Annotated in this window: 26 protein-coding genes and 1 tRNA gene; 10 read left to right on the forward strand and 17 right to left on the reverse strand. The window is 69.0% G+C overall.

Going from position 1 to position 26965, the window contains the following annotated elements; translation table 11 throughout:
* The first annotated feature begins 210 nt into the window (after positions 1-210).
* Positions 211-783: a hypothetical protein gene (locus FHX50_RS04440; protein ID WP_183374803.1), complete on the forward strand. Its 573-nt coding sequence runs from the start codon at positions 211-213 to the stop codon at positions 781-783.
* Positions 784-975: 192 nt separating this feature from the next.
* Here FHX50_RS04440 and FHX50_RS04445 read toward each other — a convergent pair whose 3' ends face one another.
* The 3 genes from FHX50_RS04445 to FHX50_RS04455 form a co-directional block, all read right to left on the reverse strand.
* Complete coding sequence (locus tag FHX50_RS04445) at positions 976-1956, reverse strand: ribose-phosphate diphosphokinase (protein ID WP_183374805.1); 981 nt, start codon at positions 1954-1956, stop codon at positions 976-978.
* Positions 1953-3434: a bifunctional UDP-N-acetylglucosamine diphosphorylase/glucosamine-1-phosphate N-acetyltransferase GlmU gene (glmU, locus tag FHX50_RS04450; protein WP_183374807.1), complete on the reverse strand. Its 1482-nt coding sequence runs from the start codon at positions 3432-3434 to the stop codon at positions 1953-1955. Before glmU ends, FHX50_RS04445 begins: the two co-directional genes overlap by 4 nt.
* 62 nt (positions 3435-3496) lie before the next feature.
* Positions 3497-3568: transfer RNA gene (locus tag FHX50_RS04455), tRNA-Gln, on the reverse strand.
* A gap of 173 nt (positions 3569-3741) precedes the next feature.
* Here FHX50_RS04455 and FHX50_RS04460 point away from each other — a divergent pair.
* The 4 genes from FHX50_RS04460 to FHX50_RS04475 all read left to right on the forward strand — a co-directional run bounded on the left by FHX50_RS04460 (position 3742) and on the right by FHX50_RS04475 (position 7256).
* Positions 3742-4275, forward strand: a complete 534-nt coding sequence (locus FHX50_RS04460) for a MarR family winged helix-turn-helix transcriptional regulator (RefSeq protein ID WP_183374809.1) — start codon at positions 3742-3744, stop codon at positions 4273-4275.
* Between the two features lie 139 nt (positions 4276-4414).
* Complete coding sequence (locus FHX50_RS04465) at positions 4415-5665, forward strand: SPFH domain-containing protein (RefSeq protein ID WP_183374811.1); 1251 nt, start codon at positions 4415-4417, stop codon at positions 5663-5665.
* Complete coding sequence (locus FHX50_RS04470) at positions 5665-6981, forward strand: TFIIB-type zinc ribbon-containing protein (protein ID WP_183374813.1); 1317 nt, start codon at positions 5665-5667, stop codon at positions 6979-6981. The genes FHX50_RS04465 and FHX50_RS04470 overlap by 1 nt, the downstream gene beginning before the upstream one ends.
* Positions 6982-6995: 14 nt before the next feature.
* Complete coding sequence (locus FHX50_RS04475) at positions 6996-7256, forward strand: hypothetical protein (RefSeq protein WP_183374815.1); 261 nt, start codon at positions 6996-6998, stop codon at positions 7254-7256.
* Positions 7257-7277: 21 nt separating this feature from the next.
* On the opposite strand, the gene FHX50_RS04480 is transcribed toward FHX50_RS04475, so the two are convergent.
* The 6 genes from FHX50_RS04480 to FHX50_RS04505 are packed head-to-tail and all read right to left on the reverse strand — an operon-like array spanning position 7278 to position 13145.
* Positions 7278-7949 (reverse strand): alpha-ketoglutarate-dependent dioxygenase AlkB family protein, encoded by a 672-nt coding sequence (locus tag FHX50_RS04480; RefSeq protein WP_183374817.1) that lies wholly within the window; start codon positions 7947-7949, stop codon positions 7278-7280.
* Positions 7949-8464, reverse strand: a complete 516-nt coding sequence (locus tag FHX50_RS04485; RefSeq protein ID WP_183374818.1) for a methylated-DNA--[protein]-cysteine S-methyltransferase — start codon at positions 8462-8464, stop codon at positions 7949-7951. The genes FHX50_RS04480 and FHX50_RS04485 overlap by 1 nt, the downstream gene beginning before the upstream one ends.
* A gap of 41 nt (positions 8465-8505) precedes the next feature.
* Positions 8506-10302: an ABC-F family ATP-binding cassette domain-containing protein gene (locus FHX50_RS04490; protein WP_183374820.1), complete on the reverse strand. Its 1797-nt coding sequence runs from the start codon at positions 10300-10302 to the stop codon at positions 8506-8508.
* A gap of 44 nt (positions 10303-10346) precedes the next feature.
* On the reverse strand, positions 10347-11276 hold the full coding sequence (locus FHX50_RS04495; protein WP_246370660.1) for a 4-(cytidine 5'-diphospho)-2-C-methyl-D-erythritol kinase: 930 nt from the start codon (positions 11274-11276) through the stop codon (positions 10347-10349).
* Positions 11277-11304: 28 nt separating this feature from the next.
* A complete protein-coding gene (rsmA, locus tag FHX50_RS04500; protein ID WP_183374824.1) occupies positions 11305-12180 on the reverse strand; it encodes a 16S rRNA (adenine(1518)-N(6)/adenine(1519)-N(6))-dimethyltransferase RsmA in 876 nt (291 codons plus the stop codon).
* Positions 12177-13145 (reverse strand): TatD family hydrolase, encoded by a 969-nt coding sequence (locus FHX50_RS04505; protein ID WP_183374826.1) that lies wholly within the window; start codon positions 13143-13145, stop codon positions 12177-12179. The genes rsmA and FHX50_RS04505 overlap by 4 nt, the downstream gene beginning before the upstream one ends.
* A 190-nt stretch (positions 13146-13335) precedes the next feature.
* On the opposite strand from FHX50_RS04505, the gene rpmF reads away from it, so the two are divergent.
* Positions 13336-13506, forward strand: a complete 171-nt coding sequence (gene rpmF, locus FHX50_RS04510; protein ID WP_183374828.1) for a 50S ribosomal protein L32 — start codon at positions 13336-13338, stop codon at positions 13504-13506.
* 85 nt (positions 13507-13591) lie between these two features.
* Here the strand turns inward: rpmF and rsmI are convergent, their stop codons facing one another.
* Positions 13592-14509 carry a 16S rRNA (cytidine(1402)-2'-O)-methyltransferase gene (gene rsmI, locus FHX50_RS04515; RefSeq protein WP_183374830.1) on the reverse strand — a complete coding sequence of 306 codons (918 nt, stop codon included), beginning with the start codon at positions 14507-14509 and terminating at the stop codon, positions 13592-13594.
* A 62-nt stretch (positions 14510-14571) separates the two neighbouring features.
* Here rsmI and FHX50_RS04520 point away from each other — a divergent pair, with 62 nt between their 5' ends.
* The gene (locus FHX50_RS04520; RefSeq protein ID WP_183374832.1) at positions 14572-16173 is read left to right on the forward strand and encodes a phospholipid carrier-dependent glycosyltransferase; all 1602 of its coding nucleotides are present in this window, start codon (positions 14572-14574) and stop codon (positions 16171-16173) included.
* A 3-nt stretch (positions 16174-16176) separates the two neighbouring features.
* On the opposite strand, the gene FHX50_RS04525 is transcribed toward FHX50_RS04520, so the two are convergent.
* The 3 genes from FHX50_RS04525 to FHX50_RS04535 all read right to left on the reverse strand — a co-directional run bounded on the left by FHX50_RS04525 (position 16177) and on the right by FHX50_RS04535 (position 18459).
* Complete coding sequence (locus tag FHX50_RS04525) at positions 16177-16641, reverse strand: S-ribosylhomocysteine lyase (RefSeq protein ID WP_183374834.1); 465 nt, start codon at positions 16639-16641, stop codon at positions 16177-16179.
* 101 nt (positions 16642-16742) lie between these two features.
* On the reverse strand, positions 16743-17483 hold the full coding sequence (locus FHX50_RS04530) for a LysR substrate-binding domain-containing protein (RefSeq protein ID WP_221187098.1): 741 nt from the start codon (positions 17481-17483) through the stop codon (positions 16743-16745).
* A gap of 64 nt (positions 17484-17547) precedes the next feature.
* Complete coding sequence (locus FHX50_RS04535) at positions 17548-18459, reverse strand: sugar-binding transcriptional regulator (RefSeq protein ID WP_246370661.1); 912 nt, start codon at positions 18457-18459, stop codon at positions 17548-17550.
* 156 nt (positions 18460-18615) lie between these two features.
* Between FHX50_RS04535 and FHX50_RS04540 the strand changes: the two genes are divergently transcribed.
* From FHX50_RS04540 to glpK, 3 genes are all read left to right on the forward strand, one after another.
* The gene (locus FHX50_RS04540) at positions 18616-20346 is read left to right on the forward strand and encodes an FAD-dependent oxidoreductase (RefSeq protein WP_183374838.1); all 1731 of its coding nucleotides are present in this window, start codon (positions 18616-18618) and stop codon (positions 20344-20346) included.
* A gap of 115 nt (positions 20347-20461) precedes the next feature.
* Entirely contained in the window at positions 20462-21190 is a 729-nt protein-coding gene (locus FHX50_RS04545; protein ID WP_183374840.1) for an MIP/aquaporin family protein, read from the forward strand.
* Between the two features lie 49 nt (positions 21191-21239).
* A complete protein-coding gene (glpK, locus tag FHX50_RS04550; protein ID WP_183374842.1) occupies positions 21240-22769 on the forward strand; it encodes a glycerol kinase GlpK in 1530 nt (509 codons plus the stop codon).
* A gap of 122 nt (positions 22770-22891) precedes the next feature.
* On the opposite strand, the gene FHX50_RS04555 is transcribed toward glpK, so the two are convergent.
* The 4 genes from FHX50_RS04555 to FHX50_RS04570 are packed head-to-tail and all read right to left on the reverse strand — an operon-like array spanning position 22892 to position 26948.
* On the reverse strand, positions 22892-23473 hold the full coding sequence (locus FHX50_RS04555) for a DUF4870 domain-containing protein (protein WP_183374844.1): 582 nt from the start codon (positions 23471-23473) through the stop codon (positions 22892-22894).
* Positions 23474-23486: 13 nt separating this feature from the next.
* A complete protein-coding gene (locus FHX50_RS04560; RefSeq protein ID WP_183374846.1) occupies positions 23487-24350 on the reverse strand; it encodes an inositol monophosphatase family protein in 864 nt (287 codons plus the stop codon).
* A 34-nt stretch (positions 24351-24384) separates the two neighbouring features.
* On the reverse strand, positions 24385-25713 hold the full coding sequence (locus tag FHX50_RS04565) for a D-arabinono-1,4-lactone oxidase (RefSeq protein ID WP_183374848.1): 1329 nt from the start codon (positions 25711-25713) through the stop codon (positions 24385-24387).
* 20 nt (positions 25714-25733) lie between these two features.
* Positions 25734-26948, reverse strand: coding sequence for an alanine racemase (locus FHX50_RS04570; RefSeq protein WP_343064039.1), 1215 nt, complete (start codon positions 26946-26948; stop codon positions 25734-25736).
* Between the last annotated feature and the right edge of the window lie 17 nt (positions 26949-26965).

Genomic DNA, 26965 nt, shown 5'->3' on the forward strand with positions numbered 1-26965 from the left:
ACAGCCCTCCCGGCAGCCATCTCGCGTGCTGTCCATGATGGCGCATCGCACCCGCTCGGAACCGCACCGGCGAGGAATTCGATGAGACCGCTCAGAAAAGGACACTGGTCCCTTTTTTTGGGTCTTTCACAGGGATACGGTGGAACCGACTTCAGAGAAGACGCCAATCCAGGAAGCAGAAGAATAGGGATTCGCCAGAAAGGCCCTGCGATGACTGCCCCGACCGCACCCCGCAATCTCCACCCCACCGACTCGACAGCCGCTCTCACCCGTACGGACGAGCGCCGTGGCGTCGCATCCTGGATGTTCCCCGCGGCAGGTGTGCTGCGCATCCTGACCGGTTTCGTGTTCCTCTGGGCATTCTTCGACAAGCTGTTCGGCCTCGGCGTCGGCACCGAACCGGGGAAGTCGGTGCTGAACGGCGGCAGCCCCACCACCAGATTCCTCACGCACGCAGTTCCAGCAGGAAATCCCCTCACCGGCGTGTGGAATGCCCTGGTGTCGATCAATCCGTTCACCGACATCCTGTTCATGGCCGGGCTTCTGGGCATCGGTGCGGCACTGATGCTCGGGATCGGCATGAAGGTCGCCACCATCAGCGGCGTGGCGATGTACCTGTTCATGGCGCTGGCGGCGTACCCGTTCGGCACCAACCCGTTCGTTGATGACCACGTGCTGATGGCACTGGTGCTGATCGTCCTGCTGGGCGTCGGCGCTCAGGACCACCTCGGCTTCGGCCGGAAGTGGGCACAGATCGTCGGTGAGGATTCGTGGCTCCGCTGAGCCCGGTCCCACCGGTCCCCCGGGGCTGACACCGCCCCGTCAGGGCCTCGGAGCTGCGAGGAGGGACGCGGCTCCGAGGCCCTTCTTCATGCTCTCCCAGCACCTCGAACACAAAGGCGCGGACGGTGGAGGCCGTCCGCGCCTGGTGCGCGCTCACCGCTTCCCCGTGCCCGGGGCGAGCGGCAGGACCGATCAGACGTCGCCGTCGAACAGGCTCGTCACCGAGCCGTCATCGAAGACCGCGCGGATCGCACGGGCCAGCAGCGGTGCGATCGACAGCTGCGTGAGAGTCTCGAACTTCTTCTCCTCCGGGATCGGGAGTGTGTTGGTGCAGATGACCTCGCGGATGTCCGCGTTGCGCAGACGCTCGGTGGCGGGGTCCGAGAAGATCGGGTGGGTGGTCGCCACCACGACGGAGTTCGCGCCGTTCTCCTTCAGCGCCTCGACTGCCTGCACGATGGTGCCGGCGGTGTCGATCATGTCGTCCACGAGGATGCAGGTCTTGCCGCTGACATTGCCGATGACGCGCTTGGCCACTGCCTGGTTCGGCTTCTTCGGGTCACGGGACTTGTGGATGAAGGCCAGCGGCACGCTGCCGAGCACCTTCGCCCACTTCTCCGCGACGGCGATGCGGCCGGCGTCCGGGGAGACCACGCAGAGGTCCTCATCGCCGTAGTGCTCCTTGACGTAGCCGGACAGGATCGGCATGGCCATCAGGTGGTCGACGGGACCGTCGAAGTAGCCCTGGACCTGAGGGGCGTGCAGGTCCACCGAGATCATGCGGTCGATGCCGGCGGTGCGGTACAGGTCGGCGACCAGGCGGGCGGAGATCGGCTCGCGGCCGCGGTGCTTCTTGTCCTGGCGCGCATACGGGTAGGACGGAGCGATCGCGGTGATGCGCTTGGCGCTGGCGCGCTTGAGGGCATCGACCATGATCAGGTGCTCGACCAGCCAGTTGTTGAGCGGCGCCGGGTGCGCCTGGAGGACGAAGACGTCCGCACCTCGCACGCTTTCGCCGTAGCGCACGTAGATCTCGCCGTTGGCGAAGTCCCAGGCGTCCATCGGCAGGAGGTCGATGCCGAGCTCGCTCGCGACTTCCTGAGCGAGCACGGGGTGCGCCCGGCCCGCCGCAAGCACGAGGTGCTTCTCACCCTTGGTGCTGATGCCGCTCATTTCTTCTCCTCAGTTCCGTTCTCGGTGGATGTGTCGGTCGGCGTGGAGTGCGATGCACGAGCCGCTGCGGCGGCATCGGCTGCCGCGGTGCCGGCGCGGTTCTTCAGGGTCCATCCTTCCAGCGTACGCTGGGAGACGGTGTTGATGGCGAGGTCACCGGGGGCGACGTCCTCCAAGACGGTGGTGCCGGCGCCGGTGGCGGCGCCGTCGCCGATGGTGACCGGAGCGATGAGCACGTTGTCGCTGCCGACGCGCACATGCTTGCCGACCACGGTGCGGTGCTTGTTGACGCCGTCGTAGTTGGCGAAGATCGTGGCTGCGCCGATGTTGGTGCCCTCACCGATCTGGGCATCACCCACGTAGGACAGGTGCGGCACCTTGGCGCCGTCGCCGATCTGCGCGTTCTTCGTTTCGCAGAAGCCGCCGATCTTGCCGGCGGCGCCGAGCACGGTGCCGGGTCGGAGATAGGTGAAGGGGCCGACGGAGGCGCCCTCACCGATGGAGGCTCCGCTGCCGTGGGTGCGGACCACGCAGGCGCCGTCGCCGACGGTGATGTCGGTGAGCGTGGAGTCGGGGCCGATCTCGCAGTCCGCGCCGATGGCGGTGGTGCCGTGCAGTTGGACGCCGGGGCGGATGACGGTGTCGGCGCCGATGGTGACGGTGCTGTCGATCCAGGTGGTCTCCGGGTCCACGATGCCGACGCCGGCGCGCATGTGGCGCTCCAGGATCCGTCGGTTCATCTCGCGGGCCAGCTGGGAGAGCTGTACGCGGTCGTTGGCGCCCTCGACCTGGTCGATGTCGTCGATCGGGTGAGCGCAGACGCGGTGGCCGAGCTCCCGGGCGATGCCGAGGACATCGGTCAGGTACATCTCGCCCTGGGCGTTATCGGTGGTGACGCGGGCGAGCGCGGTGCGCAGGAGGTCGAGGTCGAAGGCGTAGATGCCGGAGTTGATCTCCGTGATCGCGCGCTGCTCCTCGGTCGCGTCCTTGTGTTCGACGATGCCGAGGACGTCGCCGCCGTCGGACTCGCGCAGGATGCGGCCGTAGCCGGTGGGGTCCTCGAGGTGAGCGGTGAGGACGGAGACCTTGGCGCCGGAGCCGGCGTGCGCTTCCATGAGTGCGCGGAGGGTGTCGCCCTGCAGGAGGGGGACGTCGCCGTAGGTGACGAGGACGGTGCCGGTCTCCGCGGCGACCTGCTCGAGGCCGCACTGCACGGCGCGCCCGGTGCCGGGGATCTCGTCCTGGTCGGCGATCTTCACCTGGGGTGCGTGCTCGGCGAGATGGCCGACCACCTGCTCGCGTTCGTGCCGCACCACGGCGACGACCTCTGGGGTGCCCGTCTCACCGGCCGCGCCGATGGCGTGCACGAGCATCGACTGCCCGCACACGGGGTGGAGGACTTTCGGAAGCTTGGACTTCATTCGAGTGCCGGCCCCTGCTGCGAGGACGACGACTGCTGCTGGCGTCTGAGAGTCCACTCAATGGCTCCTTCGGATGGCCTTCATCGGTTGGCGGCGACGCGATCTGCAGATCACTGCCGTTCCGCGACCAGGAATCGAACCTGGAATCTCAGAACCAAAATCTGATGTGTTGCCGATTACACCATCGCGGATGACCCGTAGGGGACGCTCCCGATCCTAAGCCTCGGCCTGTCCATTCGCTTAATCTGCCGAGCCGGGATGTGTGAGACTTGGGGTCGCCTCCGACACCGACGGCGGACCCCGCGCGGGCCGCCTGGACCGGCAGCCGTCGGAAGAGACCCGACGAGACGAGGAGACGCAGACGATGACAGCTGAGCGCCCCGCGATGGACGAGGTGGACCGCATCGTCCGGGCCTGGCAGCAGCTGCAGCCCGATCTCAACTCCACTCCCCTGCACGTGTTCTCCCGCATCTCCCGCATCGCGTGGATCCAGGAGAACCTGCGGCGCGATGTCTTCGCGAAGGTCGGCCTGGACGGCTGGGAGTTCGACGTCCTCTCCGCACTGCGCCGCGCCGGCGACCCGTTCCAGCTCACTCCCCGACTGCTGATCCAGGAGACCCTGGTGACCTCCGGGACCATGACCACCCGGCTCGACAAGCTGCAGGCGCGGGGCCTGGTGACGCGGGCCCGCGCCCCCGAGGACGGCCGCAGCGTGGTGGTGCAGCTGTCGGCGGAGGGCATCCGCCTGGCCGATGAGGCGATCAGTGCGCTGATGGACGCCGAACAGGAGTTCCTCGACGCCCTGCCCGCGGGCGCGCAGGAGCAGATGGGCGATGCTCTGCGCAGTCTTCTGCTCGCGCTGGAGGCGCCGGCGGACGCCGAGGACCCGTCGGCCTGACCTCCGTGACGTCTCCGTCGAGCCCGGGTGGGGACCCCTCCCCCGGCTGACACGCAGGTGGGCGCCGTCGGCTGTGCTTGGATTGTCTGCAGCGGCGCCCGTCACATCGGCGCTGAACCATCCACTTCAGGAGGACCTCATGGGCTTCATCCAGGCATTCACCGGCGCACTCGGCGGCACCTTCGCCGACCAGTGGCTGGACTTCCTCACCGTTCCGTCCGGCATTGCGCCGACGGCCGCTCTGTTCCCCGCCGTCTCGAAGGGCACCAACGCCGGTCGCGGCCAGAACACCAAGGGCAGCGAGTCGATCATCTCCAACGGGTCGAAGATCGTGGTGCCGCCGGGCTACGGCCTCATCACGATGGAGGACGGCCGCACCACGGGCCTGATCACCGAGCCGGGCGGGTACATCTGGGCCTCCGGCGATCCGAACTCCCGCTCCGTGTTCGCCGGCAACGGCATCATCGCCTCCACCGTGTCCACCACCTGGGAGCGCTTCAAGTTCGGCGGGCAGCCCGGCAGCCAGCAGCTGGCGATGTTCGTGTCGCTGAAGGAGCTGCCGAACAACCGCTTCGGCACCCAGTCGGAGATCTACTGGGACGACCGCTACATGAACGCGCAGGTGGGCGCCGTGGCGCGCGGGTCGTACACGATGAAAATCGTGGATCCGCTGCTGTTCGTGCACAACTGGGTCCCCGCGAGGCACCTCCAGCCGAACGCTCAGCCGTTCGACTTCACGGACATGAGCAATGACGCCGCGGACCAGCTGTTCCGCGAGGTCGTCGCCTCCCTCGCCGCAGCGTTCTCGAAGTACACCAACGACGAGGACAAGGACCACCGCATCACCCGCATCCAGCAGGATTCGATGGGCCTCGCCCAGGCGCTCGGCGCCGCGGTGGAGGAGAACTACCGCTGGGCGGCGGACCGCGGTCTGGTGATCGTCAAGGTCGCGATGGAGTCCATCGAGTACGACGAGGACACTCGCCGCCTGCTGTCCGATGTCAAGAAGGCCGACGCCCTCTCCGGCGACCGCTCCCGCTCCTTCGCCAGCCAGGCGTTCGCGCGCGGCGTGGAGTCCGCTGGCCAGAACGGCGGCGGTGCGGGCCTGGCGATGATGGGCATGGGCGCCGGTGCGCTCGGCGGCATGGCCGCGCCAACGAACCAGACGCCGTTCGCCGGCGCGCAGCAGGGTCAGCAGCAGGCAGCGCCCCAGCAGGACGGCGGGGCCGGTCAGGCGCAGGGCGGCCAGACTCAGGGCGGGCAGGCCGACGGGTCCCAGAGCGGCGAGGATCCCGTGGCGAAGCTCGCGCAGTTCAAGCAGATGCTCGACCAGGGCCTCATCTCCCAAGAGGACTACGACGCTGCGAAGAACCGCGCGCTCGGCCTGTGATGTCCGCCCCGTTCGATCCCAACGCCCCGCGTCCCATCCCCCAGGGAGCACACGACGCCCACCGGGTCGCCGCCGATCCGCAGGGCGCGCCGCTGAACGGGACCGAAGCCAGTGACGAAGCGATGACGGATGTCCGCCCCGTCGGCGAGCAGGTCATCGACACCTCGCGCGGCCAGCAGAGCGGCTTCCAGAAGTGCCCCCGCTGCGGCTCCACGGAGATCGGGTACTCCCCCGTAGCGGCCGCTCTGGTGTGCACCTACTGCCGCTTCCAGTGGAACGAGGCGAACGCGGACCAGCAGTTCGGGTTCGACTCCTCCATCGGCTCCCTGCGAGGAACGGTGCACGGCTCCGGTGCTGCGAACCTGGTCGAGGACGACTCAGTGGTGACGATCCGCTGCGCCGGCTGCGGCGCCGACGTCGTCATCGATCCGCAGCAGGCGGCTCAGGCGCGCTGCCACTGGTGCCGACAGGTGCTGAGCCTCGGCCAGCGCATCGGCAACGGCCGCATCCCGGACGCGATCCTGCCGTTCACGGTGCCGCATGAGGCGGCCGTCAAGAACATCCGCGAATTCGCCGGATCCCGGCGCGCGTTCGCCACCGCCGCCTTCAAGGAAGGGTTCCAGCCGCAGAACATCCTCGGGGTGTACATGCCGTACATGCTGGTGGATGCGACCATGGACGTCGAGCTGCAGGGACGGGGCCAGGAGCACCTCGGCACCCGCACAGTCGGCTCCGACGACAAACGACGCACCTACTACATCGCGCAGGAGTACGAGTTCGGTCGCCGCTTCACCCTGCGCGTGGACGACCTGCCGCTCGAGTCGAACGCGGACCGCGCCCACATGAACACCGCCGTGAACACGAACAACGTGATCAATGCGGTGCAGCCGTTCGATACGAAGAACGCCGTCGCCTACAACCCGAACTACCTCAGCGGATTCACCTCGGAGCGGCGCGACACGAACATCGCCGACCTCGGCGGAGAAGCGGCCGACGGCTTCCTGTCCATCGCCCGCGCCCGCGCCTCCGGCATGCTGCCGCTGTACGACCGCGGTGTGGTCTGGGAGCGGGAGGGACTGGACGTGCACGGCAGCCGTTGGGTGTCGATCTATCTGCCGGTGTGGCTGTACAGCCACATGGAGCAGCGGTCCGACGGCAGCCAGTTCGTTCACTACATCGCCGTGAACGGCCGCACGGGGCGCACCATGGGCTCCGTCCCCGTGTCGCAGGGCAAGCTGATCGCCGTGTCCGCGCTCGCCTCCCTCGGCGGGCTGGTGCTGGGCTTCCTTGCGCCGCTTGTCGCCAATGTCTTCTGAGAAGGACACCGACGATGAACGAAGCGATCAGCTACATCCTGTTCCCGCTCGGCGGCATGCTGCTGGTGGGGCTCACGGTGTACTTCGCGATCTACCAGTACTACCGCAACACCGATAAGTCCTACGAGTTCGAAACTCAGACCAGTGTCGAAGTGGTCGATGTGCAGATGTACGATCGGCCCACTCGCCGCTACGACAGTCTGCGTTCACGCATGATGAACGGGCACAACACGCTGGATCATCGGCAGCGGGTGCGGCGCGTTCCCCTGAAGTGATGGTCCACGACGCGGTGATGCTCAGCCGCTGAGGCCGGTGACCCGCATCGTGATGTTGATGCGGCCGCTGGTGAGGCCGCATCCGTCGGGCGCGGTGCCCGCCCGGGTGCCGAGCACACCGTGGAATGCGAGCCTGGACGGCCCTCCGAACACGAACAGGTCGCCCGAACGCAGCTCAAGGTCCTGATAGGGCCGGTTTCGGGTCTCGGTGTTCCCGAAGCGGAAGCGGCAGGAATCACCGATGGACAGGGACACCACCGGGTCGTCGGCCTTTTCGTCCTTGTCCTGGTGCATGCCCATCCGGGCGGTGGAGTCGTAGAAGTTCACCAGGGCGGTGTCGGGGCGGTAGCGGACCGCGGCGCTCTCGTCCCCGGTGGCGGTGGTGAGGGCGCGCCGACCCAGCCGCCCCATCCAGTCGGGGAAGTCGAGCACGCGGCGCCCGTTGACGTCCACGGCCTCCCGCGTGTAGCCAGTGGGGCGCCAATGCCACCCGAGGCAGACGGTGCGCACGCTCATCGGGTTTCCGCGGATCGTGGTGGAGTGCAGGGGCACCGGTCCCTCGACCCACCGATGGAACTGGCCGACGATCCAGCGCTGCTGCTCCAGGGTGAGGAACCCGGGCACGAAGTGGGCACCCGGCGGCAGCTCCGGAATCGGGCGCTGCACGAGCTCGTCCCCGAACAGGGGGTCCATCAGCGGCCCGATTCGAGGTCCAGCAGCATCCGCTTCGCTTCGAGCCCGCCGCGGTAGCCGCCGAGCGACCCGTCGGCGCGCAGCACGCGGTGGCATGGCACCAGAATGGGGAGAGGGTTGGAGCCGCAGGCGGAGCCGATTGCGCGGGTCGCCCTCGGGCGGCCGACGGAATCGGCGACCTGCGTGTAGGTGCGGGTGGTGCCGTAGGGGATCTGCGCGAGGTGGTTATGAACGGCGCGGCGCAGCTCCGTGGTGGCCGGTGGTGCCAGCGGCACGGTGAATCCTCTGCGCTCACCCGCGAAGAACTCGGCGAGCTCCGCTTCGGCGCGCTCGAGGTGGTGAGCGGCCGACGGGTGCTGCCCGCTGCTGGGTGCGCAGTCCCGCTGGGGCGATGAACGGTCGGCGTCGCGGGGGACGTCGAGGTCCGCCTCGAAGCTGACGGCGCTGACGCCGCGGTCAGTAGCGGTCAGCAGCAGGCGCCCCAGGGGCGAATCGATTACGCGCTCAGCAGTCATGCGCCCATTGTGCCAGCCGGCCTCGCCCGTGGCCGCGTCCATCAACCGGTGAGCTCTGTGAGCTCGAGCCAGCGCTCCTCCAACTGCTCGATCTCCTCCTCGCGTTCGCGCACCTGCGCGTGCAGGGCGCTGAGCCCCTCGAAGTCGGTGGGGTCGTGGGCGGCGAGCTGATCGTGCAGGCGAGCGATCTCGGCGGTGAGGCGGTCGATGCGTCGTTCGATGGAGGAGACCTCCTTCTTCACGGCATGCAGCTCGGCTCCGCTGAGCGCCTGTCCCTCTGGTGCGGCGGACCCGTCGGAGCCGCGTGCCGTGGCCGCTGCATCAGGGCGGGAGTCCTGGGCGGCCCGCAGCTGCAGGTACTCCTCCACCCCGCCGGGCAGGTGCCGCAGCCCCTGGTCGATCACCGCGTACTGCTGATCGGTGACGCGCTCCATCAGGTAGCGGTCGTGACTGACCACGATCAGGGTACCGGGCCAGGAGTCCAGCAGGTCCTCCAGCGCGGTCAGCATGTCGGTGTCCACATCGTTCGTGGGCTCATCGAGGATCAGCACGTTCGGTTCGCTCATCAGCACCAGCAGCAGCTGCAGGCGGCGGCGCTGGCCACCGGAGAGGTCCATCACCGGGGTCGACAGGTGGTCCTTCGTGAAGCCGAGGCGCTCCAGCAGCTGGGCGGGGCTGAGCTCCTTGCCGTCCACTGTGAACGACGTCCGGTACTCGGCGAGCACCTCGCGGACCCGCTTGTCGCCGATCTCCGCGAGCTCGCGGAACTGCTGGTCGAGGATCGCCACCTGCACGGTCTTGCCGCGGGTGATGCGACCGCTGGTCGGCTCGATCGCTCCGGCGATGAGGTTCAGCAGGGTCGATTTGCCTGCGCCGTTCTGGCCGAGGATGCCGGTGCGCTCACCGGGGGCGATGAGCCAGGTGACATCCGCGAGCACCTGCTTGTCGCCGTAGGCCACGCCCACGTCCTCCAGGTCCACGACCTTCTTGCCGAGGCGCGCCGTGGCCATGCGCTTGAGTTCGAGGGAGTTGCGGACATCGGGCACATCGGCGATGAGCTGATTGGCGGCGTCGATCCGGAACTTCGGCTTCGAGGTGCGCGCGGGGGCGCCGCGGCGCAGCCACGCCAGTTCCTTGCGCATCAGGTTCTGCCGCTTCTGCTCCGCCTGGGCCGCGATCCGGTCGCGCTCCACGCGCTGCAGGACGTACGCCGCGTAGCCGCCTTCGAACGGCTCCACGATGCCGTCGTGCACCTCCCAGGTGGCAGTGCAGACTTCGTCGAGGAACCAGCGGTCGTGGGTGATGACCACGAGCGCCCCCTGGTTCTTCGGCCACCGGTTCTTCAGATGCCGGGCGAGCCAGGCGATGCCCTCCACATCCAGGTGGTTGGTGGGCTCATCCAGACCGATCAGGTCCCACTCCCCCACCAGCAGCTGCGCGAGCGCGACGCGGCGGCGCTGCCCACCGGAGAGGGCGCCGATCAGGCGGTCGAAGGGGATGTCGGAGACGAGGCCGGAGACGACGTCGCGGATGCGGGGGTCGCCCGCCCACTCGTACTCCTGGAGATGGCCGACGATCTCGTGGCCGACGGTGGCCTCGTCATCGAGGCTGTCCGACTGCGCCAGCAGCCCGATGCGGACACCGCCGCGTGGAGTGACCCGCCCGCCCATCGGCTCGAGACGGCCGAACAGCATGGACAGCAGAGTGGATTTGCCGTCACCGTTGCGGCCGACCATCCCGATGCGGTCGCCGTCGAAGATGCCGCAGGTGACCGAGTCGATGACGACGCGGTTCGGATATGCCAGGTGCAGGGACTCAGCCCCGAGGAGAAGTGCCACGGACCAACCCTAGCGGGGTGCCCGTCGGCCGCGGAAACACGCGTTCAGGCGGTCACATGCGCGCCGGCGGCTCCGCCGCCGACCCGGTGGGTGCGCGCTACGTCATGGTCGGCGAGGATCGCCTGCTCCAGCTGCGCAGCGTGCTCGCCGCTGACGGCGAGCACCGCAATCGTGGGGCCCGAGCCGGAGACGACAGCGCCGAGCGCGCCAGCGGTGCGGGCCGTCGCGATGAGGGCGCGCAGGCGGGGGTCGGCGTCGAACGCTGCGGCCTGGAGGTCGTTGTCCATCAGCGCCCCCACGCGGTGGAGGTCGCCGTCGGCGAGAGCGGTGAGCAGCGCGGAGTCGGCGTCGGGCTGCTCGGGAACGGGGCGGCCGGCTGCCGCGGTGAGCTCGTCGAAGCGGCGGAAGATGCCCGGAGTGGACAGGCCGCCGCCGGGTTCGATGAGCAGCCAGTGCCAGGACCCCGCTGCGGGCACCGCCTCAAGAACATCGCCGTACTCGGTGCCGAGGGCGGTGCGGCCCAGCAAGGGGAATGCGACGTCCGCTCCGAGATCGCGGGCGAGGACGGTGAGTTCGTGCAGGCCGAGCTCGAGCCCCCACAGGCGGTTCAGGGCCACGAGCGTGCCGGCGGCGTCAGCGCTGCCGCCGCCCATTCCGCCGGCGACCGGCACCTGCTTGTCGACATGAATGCGGGCGGAGCCGCCGACGGGGCGTCCGAGCACGGCGGCGCGCTCGTGGATGGCTCGCGCAGCGCGCACCACGAGGTTGGTGCCGTCCACCGGCAGGTGTTCGGAGCCGGCTCCGGACATGGTGACGGTGAGGTCATCGGCGCGTTCAGCGGTGATGGTCTCCACCAGGTCGACCGCGTGGAAGACGGTGGCGAGCCGGTGGTAGCCGCGTTCGTCTGCGCGCCCGCAGCGCAGGGAGAGGTTGATCTTCCCGGGCGCGTGCACTGTCACTGAGCCGACTGTCATGGGTCTGAGCAAACCGCATCCGAGCCCGTCAGCGCAAACCGGATGCTGCCGCTGCGAGGCGGATGAAGTCCGAGATCACGAGGGTCTCTCCGCGGCGGGTCGGTTCGATGCCGGCGGCCTCCAGAGCAGCATCCACGACCTGCGTGGTGCCCAGGGCGGGCTTCAGCGCGGAGCGGAGGGTCTTGCGACGCTGGGCGAACGCCGCATCGATCAGGCGGAACACGTCCTCGCGGGCGGGCTCCGCCGGATCGGCGACCCGGTCGCGCTGGATGCGCACCAGGGCACTGTCCACGTTCGGCACGGGCCAGAACACCTGGCGGGAGATGGTGCCGGCGAGCGCCGCTGATCCGTACCAGGCCGTCTTCACGCTCGGCGCGCCGTAGATCTTGGACCCCGGGACAGCGGCGAGCCGTTCCGCGACCTCCTTCTGCACCATGACGAGGGCGCTGCGCAGGGAGTCGAAGCGGGCGAACATGGTCAGGACGATCGGTGTGGCCACGTTGTACGGAAGGTTCGCGACCAGGGCCGTCGCATCCGAGCTCGCGGCAGCGGGCCTCGGCAGCTGCTCCACCTTGAGGGCGTCCCCCTGGGTGAGGGCGAAGGAGTCCGGGTCGAACCCTTTGGCGGCGACGGTCTGCGGCAGCAGGTCGGCGAGCTTCTCATCGAGCTCAATACAGCCGAGGTGCACCCCTGCGTCCAGCAGTCCGAGCGTGAGGGAGCCGAGGCCCGGCCCCACTTCCACGACGGCCTGGCCGGGCTCGATGCGGGCGCGCTCCACGATGCCGCGCACCGTGTTGGGGTCGAGCAGGAAGTTCTGGCCCTTCTGTTTGGTGGGCCGGATGCCGCCGGACTCGGCGAGGCGCCGGATCTCGGGGGCGGTCAGCAGGGGGGAGGGAGCGCTCATGCGCCGCTCCAGCCGTACACCTCGGCAGTGGTGGCCTGTACGGCGGCGCACGCGTCCTCGAGGCTGACGCCGTGGACGTCCGCGATGGTCTGCATGGTGTGCGGGATGAGGTACGGCGAGTTCGGCCGGCCTCGGTACGGCACCGGGGTGAGGAACGGGGCGTCAGTCTCCACCATGACCCGGTTGAGGGGGACGGCGGCGAGGGCATCGCGCAGCGAGTCGTTCGACTTGAAGGTGATGGGCCCGGCGATGGAGATGTAGGCACCGCGCTGCACGCAGGCGCGGGCGAAGTCGGCGTCGCCGCTGAAGCAGTGCAGCACGGTGCGGTCGGGGATCCCGTCGGCGTCCAGCACGTCCAGCACGTCCTGGTGGGCGTCGCGGTCGTGGATCTGCATCGGCAGGCCCTTCTCCTTCGCGAGCGCGATGTGGGCGCGGAAGGAGTCGATCTGGGCGGTGCGGGCGTGCTCGTCGGCGCGCTTCGTGCGGAACCAGTCGAGACCTGTCTCGCCGATGGTGACCATGTGGTCGTGGTCGAGGAGGTCGGAGACCTCCGCGATCGCGTCCTCGAGGCTGGGCAGCTCGTTGCCGTCGCGGTCGGTGCCGCGGCGGTGTTCGACCGCGGTGTTGGGGTGGATGGAGACGCCGGCGCGCAGGTGGTTGCGGAACAGAGCGGGGTCCGCGGGCTGTTCGACGCTGCCGTCGAGCAGGGCGCGGGTCCAGCGGGCGGCGGCGAGGTCGCAGCCGATGGTGATGACGCCGGTGACGTTCGAGTCGATCGCGAGCTGGAGCTGCTGCTGCACGCTGAGCTCCTCTTTGCCGTCGATGAAGTCGAGGTGGGCGTGGTTGTCCGTCACCGGCAGCGGCAGAGCCTCCGGCTGGGGAGGCCAGCTGAGGTCGCGACGGCTTCCGCTCTCGGTGCGCTGGTCGCGGGTGCGCTTGCCCGTGGTGGGCGCAGAGTCAGTCATGGACCCATCGTACGGGTGGCGGCCGACGGACCCCGCCGACTGCTGTTATCACCACCACACGCCCGACCCGATACTCTCCCCTGCGCGGCGGTTCTCTGGCATAATCGTCTCCTGTTGCGTGCGCTCGTGCCGATTCGTCGGTTCCACACGCACGCCCCCAGATTTTTTCATTCGAGCAAGGAGCGTTCTCATGGCAGTGCCCAAGTTCAAGATGTCCCGGGCCCGCACCCGTTCGCGCCGCGCCCAGTGGAAGGCTGAAGCCACCGACCTCGTGCAGGTGTCCGTCCGCGGCCGCACCGCACGTGTTCCGCGCCGTCTGGCCAAGGCCTACCAGCGCGGTCTGATCGACATCGATGCCTGATCTGCTGGATCACATCTGAAATGAGCGTCCACTGCGGTGGGCGCTTTTTTCATGCCCGCGTCCGGTCAGACGCGCAGCGGCCGCCTCAGTGCTTCTCGGCCAGAGCCTGCTCGTAGAGGTCGCGTGAGCGCACTCCCGGCACCTGCGCAGCCACCTGCTTCGCAGCGTCCTTCAGGCGGGTGCCGTCGGCCACGAGCTCACGCAGCAGGTCCATCGGGTCGGCTGCCTGCGCGGCGGCATGCGCGGCGGCGTCCTCGGGGCCGGCGCCCTCCACCACAATGACGACCTCGCCGAGCACCTCGTGCGCCTCGGCCCAATCCGTCAGCTCCGCGAGGGTGCCCCGCTTGATCTCCTGGTGGGTCTTGGTGAGCTCCCGGCACACCGCGGCGCTGCGATCTGCTCCGAACGCCTCGCGCATCGCTGCGAGGGTCAAGGCAGTGCGGCGGGGGGATTCGAAGAAGATGAGGGTGCGGTCGTCCGCTGCGATGCGCTGCAGGGCTGCCGTCCGCTGCCCGGGGCGCCGCGGCAGGAACCCTTCGAACGCGAACCGGTCGGGCGCGATGCCGGTGTGGGCGAGCGCGGTGACGGGGGCCGAGGGTCCGGGCAGGACATCGACGGGGCAGCCGGTCTCGAGGGCGGCGCGGACTGCGCGGAACCCCGGATCGGAGACCACGGGCATCCCGGCATCGGTGACGATGAGGACGCGCTGCCCCTCAGCGGCCGCCCTCAGGAGCCGGTCGGTGCGCTGCTCCTCGTTGTGTTCGTGGTACGAGACGGTCGTGGCGTCCAGGCGGATGCCGAGGGCGGTGGCGAGCCGCTTGAGGCGGCGGGTGTCCTCCGCCGCGATGAGGTCCGCTTCCCGCAGGGCGCGGGTGAGGCGCACGGTGGCGTCCAGCGGGTTGCCGATGGGGGTGGCGGCGAGGGTCAGCACCCCGGGGGTGAGGACGGCGTCGGCGCCGACGGGTGCCGAGCTGCCGCTCTGGCCTGCAGTCTCATCGCTCATGTCCTGATCGTATCTGTCGCCGCCTGCATCGATCGGGCCGCTGCCGCCGCTACCATGGCGGGGTGTCCACAGCCACAGCTCCTGATTCCGTCGGCCGCACCCGGGCCGTCCACCTGCCCGCAGACGCCCACACCGCCGTCGCGGCCTGGATCACGGCCCTGCTGATCGGCGCGTTCGCGCTGATGCTGCGCCTGCACCGCCTCGGTGCGGTGAAGACTCTCATCTTCGATGAGACCTACTACGTCAAGGACGGCTACACGCTCACGCAGCGCGGCGTGGAGATGGACTGGCCGGAGAACCCGAACCCCGCGTTCGAAGCGGGAGACGTCTCCACATTCCTCGATTCCGGTGCGTACGTCGTCCACCCTCCGCTGGGCAAATGGCTCATCGGACTGGGGCAGATGGCCCTCGGTGCCGATGACCCCGTCGGCTGGCGGATCTCCGCGGCCGTGGCCGGAACGATCAGCATCATCGCCGCTGTTCTGATCGTGCGCCGCCTGCTCGGCAGCCTCCTGTTGGGCGCTCTCACCGGGTTCTTCATGGCGATCGACGGCGCCCACCTGGTGCATTCGCGCACCAGCCTGCTGGACCTCTTCCTCATGGTGTTCGTGCTGCTGGCGTTCGGTGCACTGCTGCTGGACCGTGACCGCGCGGATGCGCGGATCGCCTCGGGCCTGCCGCTGGGAGCACGCGGGTGGCGGCTGACGGCGGGCGTCCTGCTGGGTGCGGCGTGCTCGGTGAAGTGGTCCGGGCTGTACGTGCTGGCGTTCTTCGGCATCCTCACCGTGGTGTGGGACTGGATGCGGCGCCGCCGCGCCCGCGATCCGCACTGGTTCACCCGAGGCTTCGTCCGCGATGCGATCCCCGCGTTCCTGCAGACGGTGCCGGTTGCGGCACTGGTGTACCTGGCGAGTTGGACCGGCTGGTTCGTCTCGGACGACGGCTGGGGCCGCCGCTGGGCTGAGAGCAACGGGCACGCCTCCGCGCCGGGGCCCGTGCGGGCCCTGATCTCCTGGTGGCACTACCACCAGGAGGCGTACCGGTTCCACGTGGGGCTGGACTCCGGGCACACGTACGAGGCGAGCCCGCTGGGCTGGCTGCTGCAGCTGCGACCCACCCTGTTCCTGTTCACCTCCTCCGAGCACGGGCAGAACGGCTGCACGGCGCAGAGTTGCGCTGAGGTGATCACATCGGTGGGCAATCCGGTGCTGTGGTGGGCGGCGGCGCTGTCCATCCCGGTGCTCCTGGTGACCGCGGTGTGGCGCCGCGACGGCCGCGCCGCCGCAATCCTCACCGGCATCGGCGCCGGCTACCTGCCGTGGCTGATGTACCTGAACCGCACCGTGTTCACCTTCTACACCATCGTGTTCGAACCGTTCATGGTGATGGCGCTGGTGTACGTGCTGGGGCTGCTGATCGGTCCGCGCCTGCTGCGGGCCCGTGCCCGCCGCGGGAAGCGGGCCGCATCTCCAGCGGGCGGCGCCGCCCTCTTCGCCGCGGGCGATGAGAAGGCGGCGGGGCGCCGACAGGTCGGCGCGGCCGCCGCCGGTTCCCTCACCTGCCTGATCATCCTGGTCTCGGCGTTCTTCTGGCCGGTGTGGACCGGGGAGATGATCCCGTACGAGCAGTGGCAGTGGCGGATCTGGCTGGACAGCTGGTCCTGAGCCTCAGACCCCCACTGTGAGCCAGTCCTCGCGCTGCTCCAGGAAGCGGCTCGCTTCCCGCTTCGCCCCGTCCAGATCATGGTGGGCGCCCCACCCGCACTGGATCTCATTGGCGGCGGGAACCTCATCGGCCGCCACCAGGTCGTTCAGAGTGGCCTCCACCAGATCCGCGGCGTCCTGCGCCTCCATGTCGCCGGAGACCAGCAGGTAGAAGCCGGTGCGGCATCCCATCGGCGAGATGTCGATGACCACGTCCGAATGGTTGCGGGAGTGCTCAGCCATCATGTGCTCCAGCGAGTGCACCACCTCGGACTCGAGATGCTCACGGTTCGGCTGGGTGAAGCGAAGATCGAACTTCGTCAGGCGGACCCCGCTGCCGAGGTCCTTGCGGTCGGCGATGCGGATGTAGGGAGCCTCCACCTTGCGGTGGTCCAGGTTGAAGCTCTCCACGTTCATCTTCTCGGCCATGACTGTTCCCTTCGACGGCGGTGCTGTGCCCCGTCAGCGTATCGAGATGGGATCAGCGCTCACGGAGAACCGCTGCGGGCCGGCAGGCGCCGTCCGCGCCATCACCGCGACGAGCGGGAGGTGCGGCCGCGCACCACCGCCACGAACTCCTGCCGAAGGTCATCGTCCGCATCCGTCGGCCAGCACAGGGCGATCTGAGTGGGCTCGCCGTCCACGTAGGGACGGTGCACCACGGTCCTGCGGTGGTGGAACCGGGCGAGCGACATCGGCATGATCGTGCAGCCGATGCCGGCTCCGACGATCAGCACCCGCTCCTTCTCATCGCCCGGGCGCTGCTGGTCGAAGACGTGCTCGTCCTCGAGATCAGCGTCGCTGACCTCATCGAGGATGCTCAGCTCGTTGTCGCGGCTCATCACCGCCACCGGCACCTCCTGCCACAGCGGCACCGCATGCAGATCGATCGGCGGGTCGAGGTGGGAGCCGCCGATGACCTGCGCCGGATCGAACCGAGCGAAGACCATGTCGACCTCGCCCGCCGCGAGCGCCTGCAGGGGGTCGCGCTCCACGAGGGGAACGAGCTCCAGGTCCGCGCGCAGCGGCGACTGACGCCAGCGACGGCCGAACCGGTCCGGCTCCACGCCGGGGATGAATCCGACCCTCAGCGTGCGCTCGTCCTTGGCCGCCTGCCTATCGGCGGCCTCATGCCCGTCCCCCGAGGTGCGCTGACGTCCTGTGCGGCGCTGCTCCTGGGCCGACGGCTTCTTCCCGCGTCCACCGGTGCGGCTTCTGCCCGCTGCGGGGCGGCCGCCGCGCGCGGGGCCGCGCTTGGCACGTGAGGACATGGAGTCTCCTTCCTCCTGGGGACGGGTCCCATCATCGCAGGGTCGGGTTCGGACCCGAGCGCTGTCAGTCGGCGAGGATGCCGGCGGCGGCGCTCTCATCCACCACCAGGTCGGTGGCGACACCGGCGAGCAGGGCGGCGCGCAGCGCCCGCGCCTTCGAGGATCCGGCGCCGACGAGGATGCGCCGTGGGATCCGCTTCAGGCGGTCCGGGTTCGGGCCCGTGGCGCGGCGGTTCAGTTCGATGTCACGCCAGGATCCGTCGGCCCGCAGGGCGATGGTGCAGACGTCGCCGACGACCCCGTCGGCCTGCAGCTGCTCGGTGACCTCCTTGGTGAAGTAGCCGGAGGCGTACACGTGGGAGGGGACGGCGGAGTCGAAGGCGCCGGCGCCGAATGCGGCGATGGAGGTGCGGTTCTGCAGGTCGAGGATGCGGCGGGTGGAGCGCTCTCGCCACATGGCTCGGCGCGTGTCCTCGTAGTCGAAGAACGCGGGGACCGCGAACGGGTGCATCTGTGCGTCCCACTTCTGGGCGAGGCGGCTGATGGCTGCGGTGGCGTAGTCGAAGCCGGCGCCTTCGGAGTCGATCGCGCCGTTGAGCTGCACGATGCGCGCTCCTGGGACGGGACGGGGCCGGATGGCGTCGGCAACAGCAGTCATGGTGGTGCCCCAGGCGATGCCCATGACCGTGCTGGTGTCCATGAGGGAATCGATGAGGGCGGCTGCCTCCTGGGCCGCGGCGTCCAGGCGTTCGCGCTCATCCATCGTGGGGGCGACGGGGACGACGGTGGCACTGACGCCGAAGCGGTCGCGGAGCCGGACCTGCAGAGCCTGCACGCGCTGCTGGCCAGGCGGTCGCAGCGTGATGGTGACGAGGCCGTGGGCACGGGCGTCGCGCAGCAGGCGGGAGATCGTCGAGCGGGACTGGCCGGTGCGGTCGGCGATCGCCTCCATGGTGATGCCGTCCTGGTAATACATTAGTGCAGCCTCAAAGGCCGCATTCAGTCGATCGGACCCGCTCATCAGGCCAGTATTGCACGTTCGTGCACCCTGATTGACCACTCGATCAGGTCACATCACAATGGGTGGACACGACACCCGAGGCGGGCTGCTGCCCGCAGATCTGAGGACACCGTGACTCCCTCTCTGAAGGCACCCCTCAACGCCGAGGCACGCAGGTCAGCATTCGAGGCCTACTCCGCCGCCACGGCCGAGAACCCCTTGGACATCTTCATCGTGGGCGGCGGCATCAACGGCGCCGGCGCCGCATTCGACGCGGCGACCCGCGGGCTCAGCGTCGGCGTCGCCGAGATGCAGGACTGGGCCACCGGCACCTCCTCCCGTTCCTCGAAGCTCATGCACGGAGGCCTGCGCTACCTGCAGATGCTCGACTTCAAACTCGTCGCCGAAGCGCTGCGCGAACGCGACCTGCTGCTGACCACCACGGCGCCTCACCTGGTCCAGCCCGTCAGCTTCGTGTTCCCGATGAAGAACATCGCCGAACGCGCCTTCATCGGCTCCGGTATCGCTCTGTACGACGCGATGCAGACCGGCCACCGCGCCGTTCCGATGCACCGCCACCTGTTCCCGAAGAAGCTGCAGAAGCACTTCTCGGGCCTCGACCCGGCGAAGAACCGCGGCGGCATCGAGTACTACGACGCCACAATGGACGACGCCCGCGTCACCATGATGCTGGTGCGCTCCGCCGTCAACCTCGGCGCCCACGCCACCTCCTACACCCGCGTCACCGACTATCTGCGCCGCGGGGAACGGGTCATCGGCGTGGAGCTCACCGACCTGCTCACCGGTGATCAGTACACGGTGCACGCTGAGCACGTCATCCTCGCCGGCGGCGTGTGGACCGGCGACGAGCAGGACCGAGTCGACGCCGGTCAGGGACTCGAGGTGCTCGCCTCCAAGGGCATCCACATCACGGTGCCGCGCGACGCCATCCAGGCCGAAGAGCACACCGGGGTCATCACCCAGACCGAGAAGTCGGTCCTGTTCATCATTCCGTGGGACGAGTACTGGATCATCGGCACCACCGATACGCCCTGGAAGCAGGACGTCGCGCACCCCTCGGCCACCAGCGCCGACATCGACTACGTGCTCGAGCATGCCAACGCCGTGCTGAAGAGGCCGCTCCGGCGCGACGACGTCCTCGGCGTCTTCGCAGGCCTTCGCCCCTTGCTGCAGCCGGTCTCGACGAACGAGGAGTCCTCGGCGAAGGTCTCCCGCGAGCACACCGTGATGGAGGTGCGCGAGGGGATGTCCGCCATCGCCGGCGGAAAGTTCACCACCTACCGCGTGATGGCGGAGGACGTGGTCGACTTCGCGCTGCGCGGCCAGGCCGATGCGCCGAAGACGCGGACGAAGCAGATCCCCATCATCGGCGGTGACGGGTTCGAGGAGATGCGCCTGCACGCCGAGCGCCGCGCCCGCGAGTTCGGCTTCGATGCGATCCGCACCGAACGACTCCTCACCCGATACGGCTCCCTGCTGGGCGAGCTGTTCGCGATGATGGAGGAGGACCCGTCTCTGGCGAAGCCGCTGGAGAGCGCCCCGCGCTACCTGCGCGCCGAAGTGGCCTACGCCGCCCGTGCAGAAGGCGCGGAGCACCTCGCCGATGTCCTCGCCCGGCGCACCCGCCTCATCTATGAGGTCACCGACCGGGGAGTCGACGCGGCCGACGAAGCCTCCCGCATCGTCGCCGCGGAGCTCGACTGGTCGGAGGCGCGCCGCGTCTGCGAGGTCGACACCTACCGCGCGTACATCCAGGCGCATCTGGATGCCGAAGACGTGCAGACCGATGCTGAGGCCGCCGCCCTCGTGGAGCCCGTCCCCGAAGTCCCCGCGCTGATCTGAGCGCGCCTGCGGCCGGCCCTCCCCCGCGGCGGGCCGGCCGCCCACCTGTCCCTGTCCCTTCGACCCCACCCTTCCACCGCCGCACACGCGGCCGCAGTCTCAATGAGGAGAACCCATGGGAGAGATCTTCCTGTATGAAATCGCCGGTACAGCGGTGCTGACCCTGCTGGGCGTCGGCGTCGTCGCCAACGTCATCATCGGCAAGACCAAGGGCTTCGGCGGCGGCTGGCTGCTGATCAACGTGGGCTGGGCGCTCGGCGTCTTCTGCGGTGTCTATGTGGCCTTCAAAACAGGCGCGCACATCAACCCCGCCGTCACGTTCGGCCTGCTCGCCAGCGGCGCCGCCGAATACGCACCCGGCATCCCCGTGACCTTCGGCAACACGATCGCCTACCTCCTCGCGCAGCTGATCGGCGCCTTCATCGGCGCTGTCCTCGCGTGGATGACCTACAAGAAGCACTACGACCAGGAGCAGGACCAGGCCCTCATCCTCGGCACCTTCGCCACCGGCCCGGAGATCCGCTCCTACGGCTGGAACTTCGTCACCGAGGCCATCGCCACCTTCGTCCTTGTGCTGGTCATCATCATGTTCGGCTCGACTCCCACCGAGCTCGGCCCGCTGCCGGTGACCCTGCTGGTGCTCGCCATCGGCGCGTCGCTCGGCGGTCCCACCGGCTACGCCATCAACCCGGCCCGTGACCTCGGCCCCCGCCTCGCGCACGCCGTGCTGCCGATCCCCGGCAAGGGCGGCAGCGATTGGGCGTACTCGTGGGTGCCGATCGCCGGCCCGATCGTCGGCGGTGTCCTCGCCGGCCTCGTGTCCACCGTCCTCGTCGCCAACTGACCTGTCACAGAACCGTCAACGGGCAGAGAAGCCCCTGAAGGAGACCATCATGTCCCAGGAGAAGTTCATCCTCTCGATCGACCAGGGCACCACGTCCTCGCGCGCGATCATCTTCAACCACGCCGGCGAGATCGTCTCGGTCGGCCAGATGGAGCACGAGCAGATCTTCCCGAAGTCCGGCTGGGTTGAGCACGATCCGGTGGAGATCATCAAGAACGTCCGCGAAGTCATCGGCACGGCCCTGTCCCGCGCCGACATCAACCGCCACCAGATCGCCGCGGTCGGCATCACCAACCAGCGCGAAACCGCTGTGGTATGGGACCGCACCACCGGCAAACCGATCTACAACGCCATCGTCTGGCAGGACACCCGCACGAAGAAGATCGTGGAGGAGCTCGGCGGCGGCGACCCGGAGAAGTACAAGGACATCGTCGGCCTGCCGCTGGCCACCTACTTCTCCGGCCCGAAGGTGAAGTGGATCCTCGACAACGTCGACGGTGCCCGCGAGAAGGCCGAAGCCGGTGACCTCATGTTCGGCACCACCGACACCTGGGTGCTGTGGAACCTCACCGGCGGCACCAAGGACGGCCTGCACATCACCGATGTCACGAACGCCTCGCGCACCATGCTCATGAACCTGAAGACCCTCAACTGGGAGGAGTCCATCTGCAAGGACATGGGCATTCCGATGTCGATGCTGCCCGAGATCCGCTCCTCCTCCGAGGTCTACGGCGAGGGGTCGAAGAACTCCCTGCTGATCGGCGCGAAGTTCGCCGGCATCCTCGGCGACCAGCAGGCCGCCACCTTCGGCCAGGCGTGCTTCGAGGTCGGCCAGGCGAAGAACACCTACGGCACCGGCAACTTCCTGCTGATGAACACCGGCGAGGAGATCGTCCACTCCGAGAACGGCCTGCTGACCACCGTGCTGTACCAGCTCGGCGACAACAAGCCGGTCTACGCCCTGGAGGGGTCGGTTGCCGTCACCGGCTCCCTCGTGCAGTGGGTGCGCGACAACCTCGGCCTGATCAAGGACGCCCCCGAGGTTGAGACCCTCGCGAAGAAGGTCGACAACAACGGCGGCGTGTACGTGGTGCCTGCGTTCTCCGGCCTGTTCGCCCCGTACTGGCGCGATGATGCGCGCGGCGCAATCGTGGGCCTGACCCGCTTCGTCACCAAGAACCACATCGCCCGCGCCGTCCTGGAGTCCACCGCGTTCCAGTCCGCGGAACTGGTCGAGGCGATGAACCAGGATGCGGACGTGCCGCTGAAGGAGCTGAAGGTCGACGGCGGCATGACCGTCAACGAGACCCTCATGCAGTTCCAGGCGGACCTTCTGGACGTGGATGTGGTCCGACCGAAGGTCGTGGAGACCACCGCCCTCGGCGCCGCCTACGCCGCCGGCCTCGCGGTCGGTTTCTGGAAGTCAGAGCAGGACGTCATCGACAACTGGTCCGAGGACACCCGCTGGGAGCCCGCCATGGACGAGGAGACCCGCGAGCGCTCCATGCGCGTGTGGCGCAAGGCTGTGGAGCGCACCTTCGACTGGGTGGACGACGACACGGACGCGCTCACCGAGTGAGTTCCGCTCCCCACGCTGGGGCCGACGACCGGCGCGGTCGTGGGGGCACAGGAAGGGGCGGGGCCGAGGAGATGTCTCCTCGGCCCCGCCCCTTCGTTCTGCGCCGTGCGCGGTTCACACGTTCACGAGATGATGTGCCAGGTCAGCGGGTAGCGGTAGGCCTCGCCCCTGTTCGCCGTGACCGCGGCGAGGATCGGAACGATGATCGAGACCACCCATACGATCACCAGGCCGAGGCCGGCGATTGCCAGCGGGATGAGGCCGACCAGGACCCACACGAGGATCCAGCCGATGGCGGCGATGATGCCGAGGACCACCTGCGCGATGAAGATGGTGATGGCGAAGTTGAGGGCGCCGGCGGCGGCCTGCCGCACGAACGGACTGCGGCTGCCGAACACCAGCAGGATCACCAGCGGTCCCAGCCAGCCGAGGTAGCCGACCGACGCGAGGCTGCCGATCAGCATCGACAGGTGCGCGAGGATCGCCCAGAGACGGGCATCGGAGTCGGACAGCGGCGCCTGCGCCCCCTGCGCGGCCGACGGCTGATGAGCGTAGGGAGCCTGCTGAGCATGCGGCTGCTGGCCATGGCCTGCGTGCTGTTCGTTTGAGTTCTGTGCGTGCGGGCCCTGCTGGCCGTAGCCGTACTCGTCGGGCTGCGAGGGATTGGGACTGTTGGGGTTGTGCGGTGGGATGGCGCTGCTCATGGCAACCTCCTGGTCAGTTGGGTGAGGCGCCGGCGCGGTGCGAATGCACGCGCTCAGCGATCAGGTCCAGCGTAGGCAGGCGGTCCTGCCCCGCACATGCGACGTAGGCAGGGCGCATGTGCAGCGGGGTCATACCTCCGTCTGACTCGACGCCGGGCTCGCCGGACCAGGCCCGGACCGACCCGCCCGCCTGCTGCACCAGGTGGAAGCCCGCGGCCACGTCCCACGGCTTGATGCTCAGCAGCATCGCCGCGTCCGCCCAGCCCGCCGCCACATAGGCGAGCTCCAGGGCCGCGGTGCCGAGGCTGCGCAGCGCGCTGGTGTCGCTGCGCAGCGCACCCGCCAGGTCGAGGGCGATGTCGGGGTGGTCGCTGAAGTCGCGGTTGCCGGGGAACGAGGACAGCACCAGCGAATCCTGCTGCGGCTTCATCGTGTGCGGGCCCAGCCTCTCACCGTTGAGGTACGCCCCGGTGTCATCGGAGAAGAACTCCTGGTGGAGGATCGGGGCGTTGATCACCCCGCCGACGAGGGCTCCATCGATCTCGATGCCGATGGACACGCAGAACAGCGGCAGGCCGGCGGCGAAGTTCGACGTGCCGTCGATCGGGTCCACGATGAACGCCACCGGGCCGTCACCGCCCTGGTGGCCGCTCTCCTCACCGAGGATGCGGGCATCGGGCACAGCGGCGCTGAGCGCGTCGACGATGATCTGTTCGGAGCGCTTGTCATGCTCAGTGACGATGTCGTGTGCGTTGAGCTTGTATTCACGGTCGATAGCCGAGCGGTCCAGGCCGCGCTGGTAGTCGGCCGCTGCGCTGGCGGCGGCGCGCGCCGCGTCGACGAGTGAGGTGATGGTGGGGACGGATGCTGAAGTCATGCATCCATCCTCTCAGGCACCCGTCGGCGCGCCCTCAGACGTCCAGGACGGTGCGGGTGTGGTCGTTGAGGAAGATGCCCTTCGGGTCCACTTCGGCACGGACCGTGCGGAAGTCGTCGAAGCGCGGGTAGACGCGGGCGAAGTAGTCGGCGTCCAGCCAGTGCATCTTCCCCCAGTGCGGACGCGGGTCGAACTCCATCAGCTCCTCCTGCACCGCCTGCTGGAAGGCGTAGCCGTCGCGCCGGTGGTAGGTGTGCGCGGCGATGTAGATGGTGTCTCGGTCGTAGCACGTGGACATCCAGACATCGTCCGCGGCGGCGCGGCGGATCTCCAGCGGGAACAGCACGTCCCGGAACTCCCGGTGGATGCGGGCGCGGACCTTGCCGAACGCCTCCGGGAACGCCTCCGCGGCGATCGCGTACTCCGCTTCGTGGAAGCGGACGCGGCGCGGGGCGGTGAACACGGTGTGGGAGTCGTCGGTGACGGCGGCGCCCGGGAAGAACCGTGAGGCGACATCGGCGAGGGCGGGTGCAACCCGAGGTGACCGGGTGCCGGCGCGGCACATGATCTCCCACACGCCGTTGGCGAGCAGTTCACGGCTCACGAAGCTGGAGACCCGGTTGGGGCGGGACCGACGGGCGCCGGCCTCCCGTCGGTGCATGGTGTGCAGCGTGGCGCGGGTCGAGCCGGGGAACCAGAAGATCTCCTGGTGGTCGGCCTGCGTGCTGGACTGGAGGAATCCGGCTACGGCGTCGTCGACCGGGAGGTTCTCGTCCCTGCTCTCCAGCCGGAAAGCGGGGGCGGTCGCCATCCGAACCTCCAGGATGATGCCGATGACCCCCAGGCTGAGACGGGCCGCTTCGAACAGGCGCGGGTTGGTGTCCTTGTCCGCCCACACCACGTCACCGCTGGCGAGCGCGATCCGCAGGCCCGTCACGGTGGCGGCGAGGCCCTGCATCTGGTGGCCCATGCCATGGGTGCCGGTCGAGATGGCGCCGGCGATGGACTGCGCGTCCACATCGCCCATGTTGATCATGGCGCGGCCGTGGCGCGCGAGCGCGGGACCGATCTCCATCAGGCGGGTGCCGGCGCGGAAGGTGGCGTCACCGGTGGCGCGGTCGACTTTGACCAGGCCGCGGTGGTTGTCGAGGGTGAGGAGGGTTCCGTCGGTCTCGCACAGCGGTGAGAAGGAATGGCCGGCGCCGATGGGGCGCAGGCTGTGGCCGTGGGCGGTGGCGCGGGCGATGTGGTGGATGACCGCACTCTCGGTGCCGGGGTGCTCGACGTCGGCCGCTGAGAAGTCCACGCTGCCGGACCAGTTCGAGGTGAGGGTGCGCTTGTCAGCGAGCGGCAGTGGGGTCATCGGCGGACCGTCCTTTCGGATCAGAGGAACAGCTGATGCTCACCGCGGTAGGTGGGGACCACGTCCACCACTTCCGTGCCGCGCACCAGTGCATACTGCGAGAAGCGCTCCGCGGGCTCCCCCGCCTTCGCGCACCTGAGCCATACTGTATCCCCGACCCGCAGGTGCTCTGCCGCTTCTCCGACCACTGGGCTCTGCACTTCGCCGGCGCCCTCCTGACGGCTGAACCGCAGGCCCGCTGGGTGCACCACGCGCGGAAGCCTGTCCGGCCCGGGGACACCGCTGGCGATGATCCCGCCGCCGGTGATGGTGGCGACCTTCGGCGCTGGTCGGCGCACAACGGCGAAGCCGAAGAACAGGGCCGGCCGCGGGGTGAACGCACTGTATTCGTCGAAGAGGGCGGATGCCAGCAGCCCGGACCCGGCTCCGATCTCGGTGATCACGGGGTCCTGGGACGTGGTCTCGATGGAGCCGGTTCCGCCGCCGTTGACGAATTCGAGGTCGAACTCGCCTGCGACGGCGCGGACAGCGGCGCCGCGGCGGTGCAGGATCTCCTGGCTGGAGGCGCGCTGCATCAGGCGGACTACGGCCCGGCGGGGCCCGAGGTTGCCGACCCCGGCGATCTGGCCCTCATACGCCATGATGCCGACCAGGCGAAGGGCGGGGCGGCGGCTGATCTCTCGGGCGAGGCCCAGCATGTCCTCGGGTGTGCGCAGCGGGGACCGCAGGGCTCCGATGTGGAGGCCCTTCAGAGGCTGGTAGGCGACGTCCATGTCGATCGCCACGCGGATCGGGGCGGTGCTGCTCGAGGCGGCGCCGATGGCGGTTTCGATCAGGTCGAGGTGCGGCCTCGAATCCACCATGAGGGTGATGGCGGCGCGGGCGCTGTCGTGCTGAGCGAGGCGCTGGATCGCTGCGGTGTCCGCGGTGGGATAGGCGACCACGATGTCCTGGTGGCCCCGACTGTGCAGCCACAGTGCTTCGTCCAGGGTGAAGCACAGCAGGCCGGAGTAGCCCTCGGCTGCTTCCGCCGTGCTGATGAGGGAGCGGACTCGGAGGGACTTCGTGGCGACTCGGATGGGGAGGCCGCCGGTGCGGCGGCGCATGGCGGCGATGTTGTCCTCGAAGGCGTCGAGGTCGACGACGCCGACGGGGCGGTGGGTGAGCCCGGCCTGCCGGAGGACGGCGTCCAGCTCATCGAACGGCAGGGGGCGGTCGCTGCGAAGATGTGCCACGGTGCACGGCCCTTTCC

This window comes from Helcobacillus massiliensis, from assembly GCF_014191425.1.
In the GTDB taxonomy this organism is placed as follows: Bacteria; Actinomycetota; Actinomycetes; order Actinomycetales; family Dermabacteraceae; genus Helcobacillus; species Helcobacillus massiliensis.

Bases quoted from the DNA above. Each gene is read 5' to 3' on its own strand.
- glpK (WP_183374842.1), top strand. From the start codon at position 21,240: ATGTCCCAGGAGAAGTTCATCCTCTCGATCGACCAGGGCACCACGTCC.
- FHX50_RS04495 (WP_246370660.1), bottom strand. From the start codon at position 11,276: ATGACAGTCGGCTCAGTGACAGTGCACGCGCCCGGGAAGATCAACCTC.
- FHX50_RS04465 (WP_183374811.1), top strand. From the start codon at position 4,415: ATGGGCTTCATCCAGGCATTCACCGGCGCACTCGGCGGCACCTTCGCC.
- FHX50_RS04545 (WP_183374840.1), top strand. From the start codon at position 20,462: ATGGGAGAGATCTTCCTGTATGAAATCGCCGGTACAGCGGTGCTGACC.
- FHX50_RS04460 (WP_183374809.1), top strand. From the start codon at position 3,742: ATGACAGCTGAGCGCCCCGCGATGGACGAGGTGGACCGCATCGTCCGG.
- FHX50_RS04535 (WP_246370661.1), bottom strand. From the start codon at position 18,459: ATGTATTACCAGGACGGCATCACCATGGAGGCGATCGCCGACCGCACC.
- FHX50_RS04445 (WP_183374805.1), bottom strand. From the start codon at position 1,956: ATGAGCGGCATCAGCACCAAGGGTGAGAAGCACCTCGTGCTTGCGGCG.
- FHX50_RS04565 (WP_183374848.1), bottom strand. From the start codon at position 25,713: ATGACCCCACTGCCGCTCGCTGACAAGCGCACCCTCACCTCGAACTGG.
- FHX50_RS04470 (WP_183374813.1), top strand. From the start codon at position 5,665: ATGTCCGCCCCGTTCGATCCCAACGCCCCGCGTCCCATCCCCCAGGGA.
- FHX50_RS04485 (WP_183374818.1), bottom strand. From the start codon at position 8,464: ATGACTGCTGAGCGCGTAATCGATTCGCCCCTGGGGCGCCTGCTGCTG.
- FHX50_RS04480 (WP_183374817.1), bottom strand. From the start codon at position 7,949: ATGGACCCCCTGTTCGGGGACGAGCTCGTGCAGCGCCCGATTCCGGAG.
- rsmA (WP_183374824.1), bottom strand. From the start codon at position 12,180: ATGAGCGCTCCCTCCCCCCTGCTGACCGCCCCCGAGATCCGGCGCCTC.
- FHX50_RS04475 (WP_183374815.1), top strand. From the start codon at position 6,996: ATGAACGAAGCGATCAGCTACATCCTGTTCCCGCTCGGCGGCATGCTG.
- FHX50_RS04555 (WP_183374844.1), bottom strand. From the start codon at position 23,473: ATGAGCAGCGCCATCCCACCGCACAACCCCAACAGTCCCAATCCCTCG.
- FHX50_RS04560 (WP_183374846.1), bottom strand. From the start codon at position 24,350: ATGACTTCAGCATCCGTCCCCACCATCACCTCACTCGTCGACGCGGCG.
- FHX50_RS04530 (WP_221187098.1), bottom strand. From the start codon at position 17,483: ATGTCCTCACGTGCCAAGCGCGGCCCCGCGCGCGGCGGCCGCCCCGCA.
- rsmI (WP_183374830.1), bottom strand. From the start codon at position 14,509: ATGAGCGATGAGACTGCAGGCCAGAGCGGCAGCTCGGCACCCGTCGGC.
- FHX50_RS04525 (WP_183374834.1), bottom strand. From the start codon at position 16,641: ATGGCCGAGAAGATGAACGTGGAGAGCTTCAACCTGGACCACCGCAAG.
- FHX50_RS04505 (WP_183374826.1), bottom strand. From the start codon at position 13,145: ATGACTGACTCTGCGCCCACCACGGGCAAGCGCACCCGCGACCAGCGC.
- FHX50_RS04440 (WP_183374803.1), top strand. From the start codon at position 211: ATGACTGCCCCGACCGCACCCCGCAATCTCCACCCCACCGACTCGACA.
- rpmF (WP_183374828.1), top strand. From the start codon at position 13,336: ATGGCAGTGCCCAAGTTCAAGATGTCCCGGGCCCGCACCCGTTCGCGC.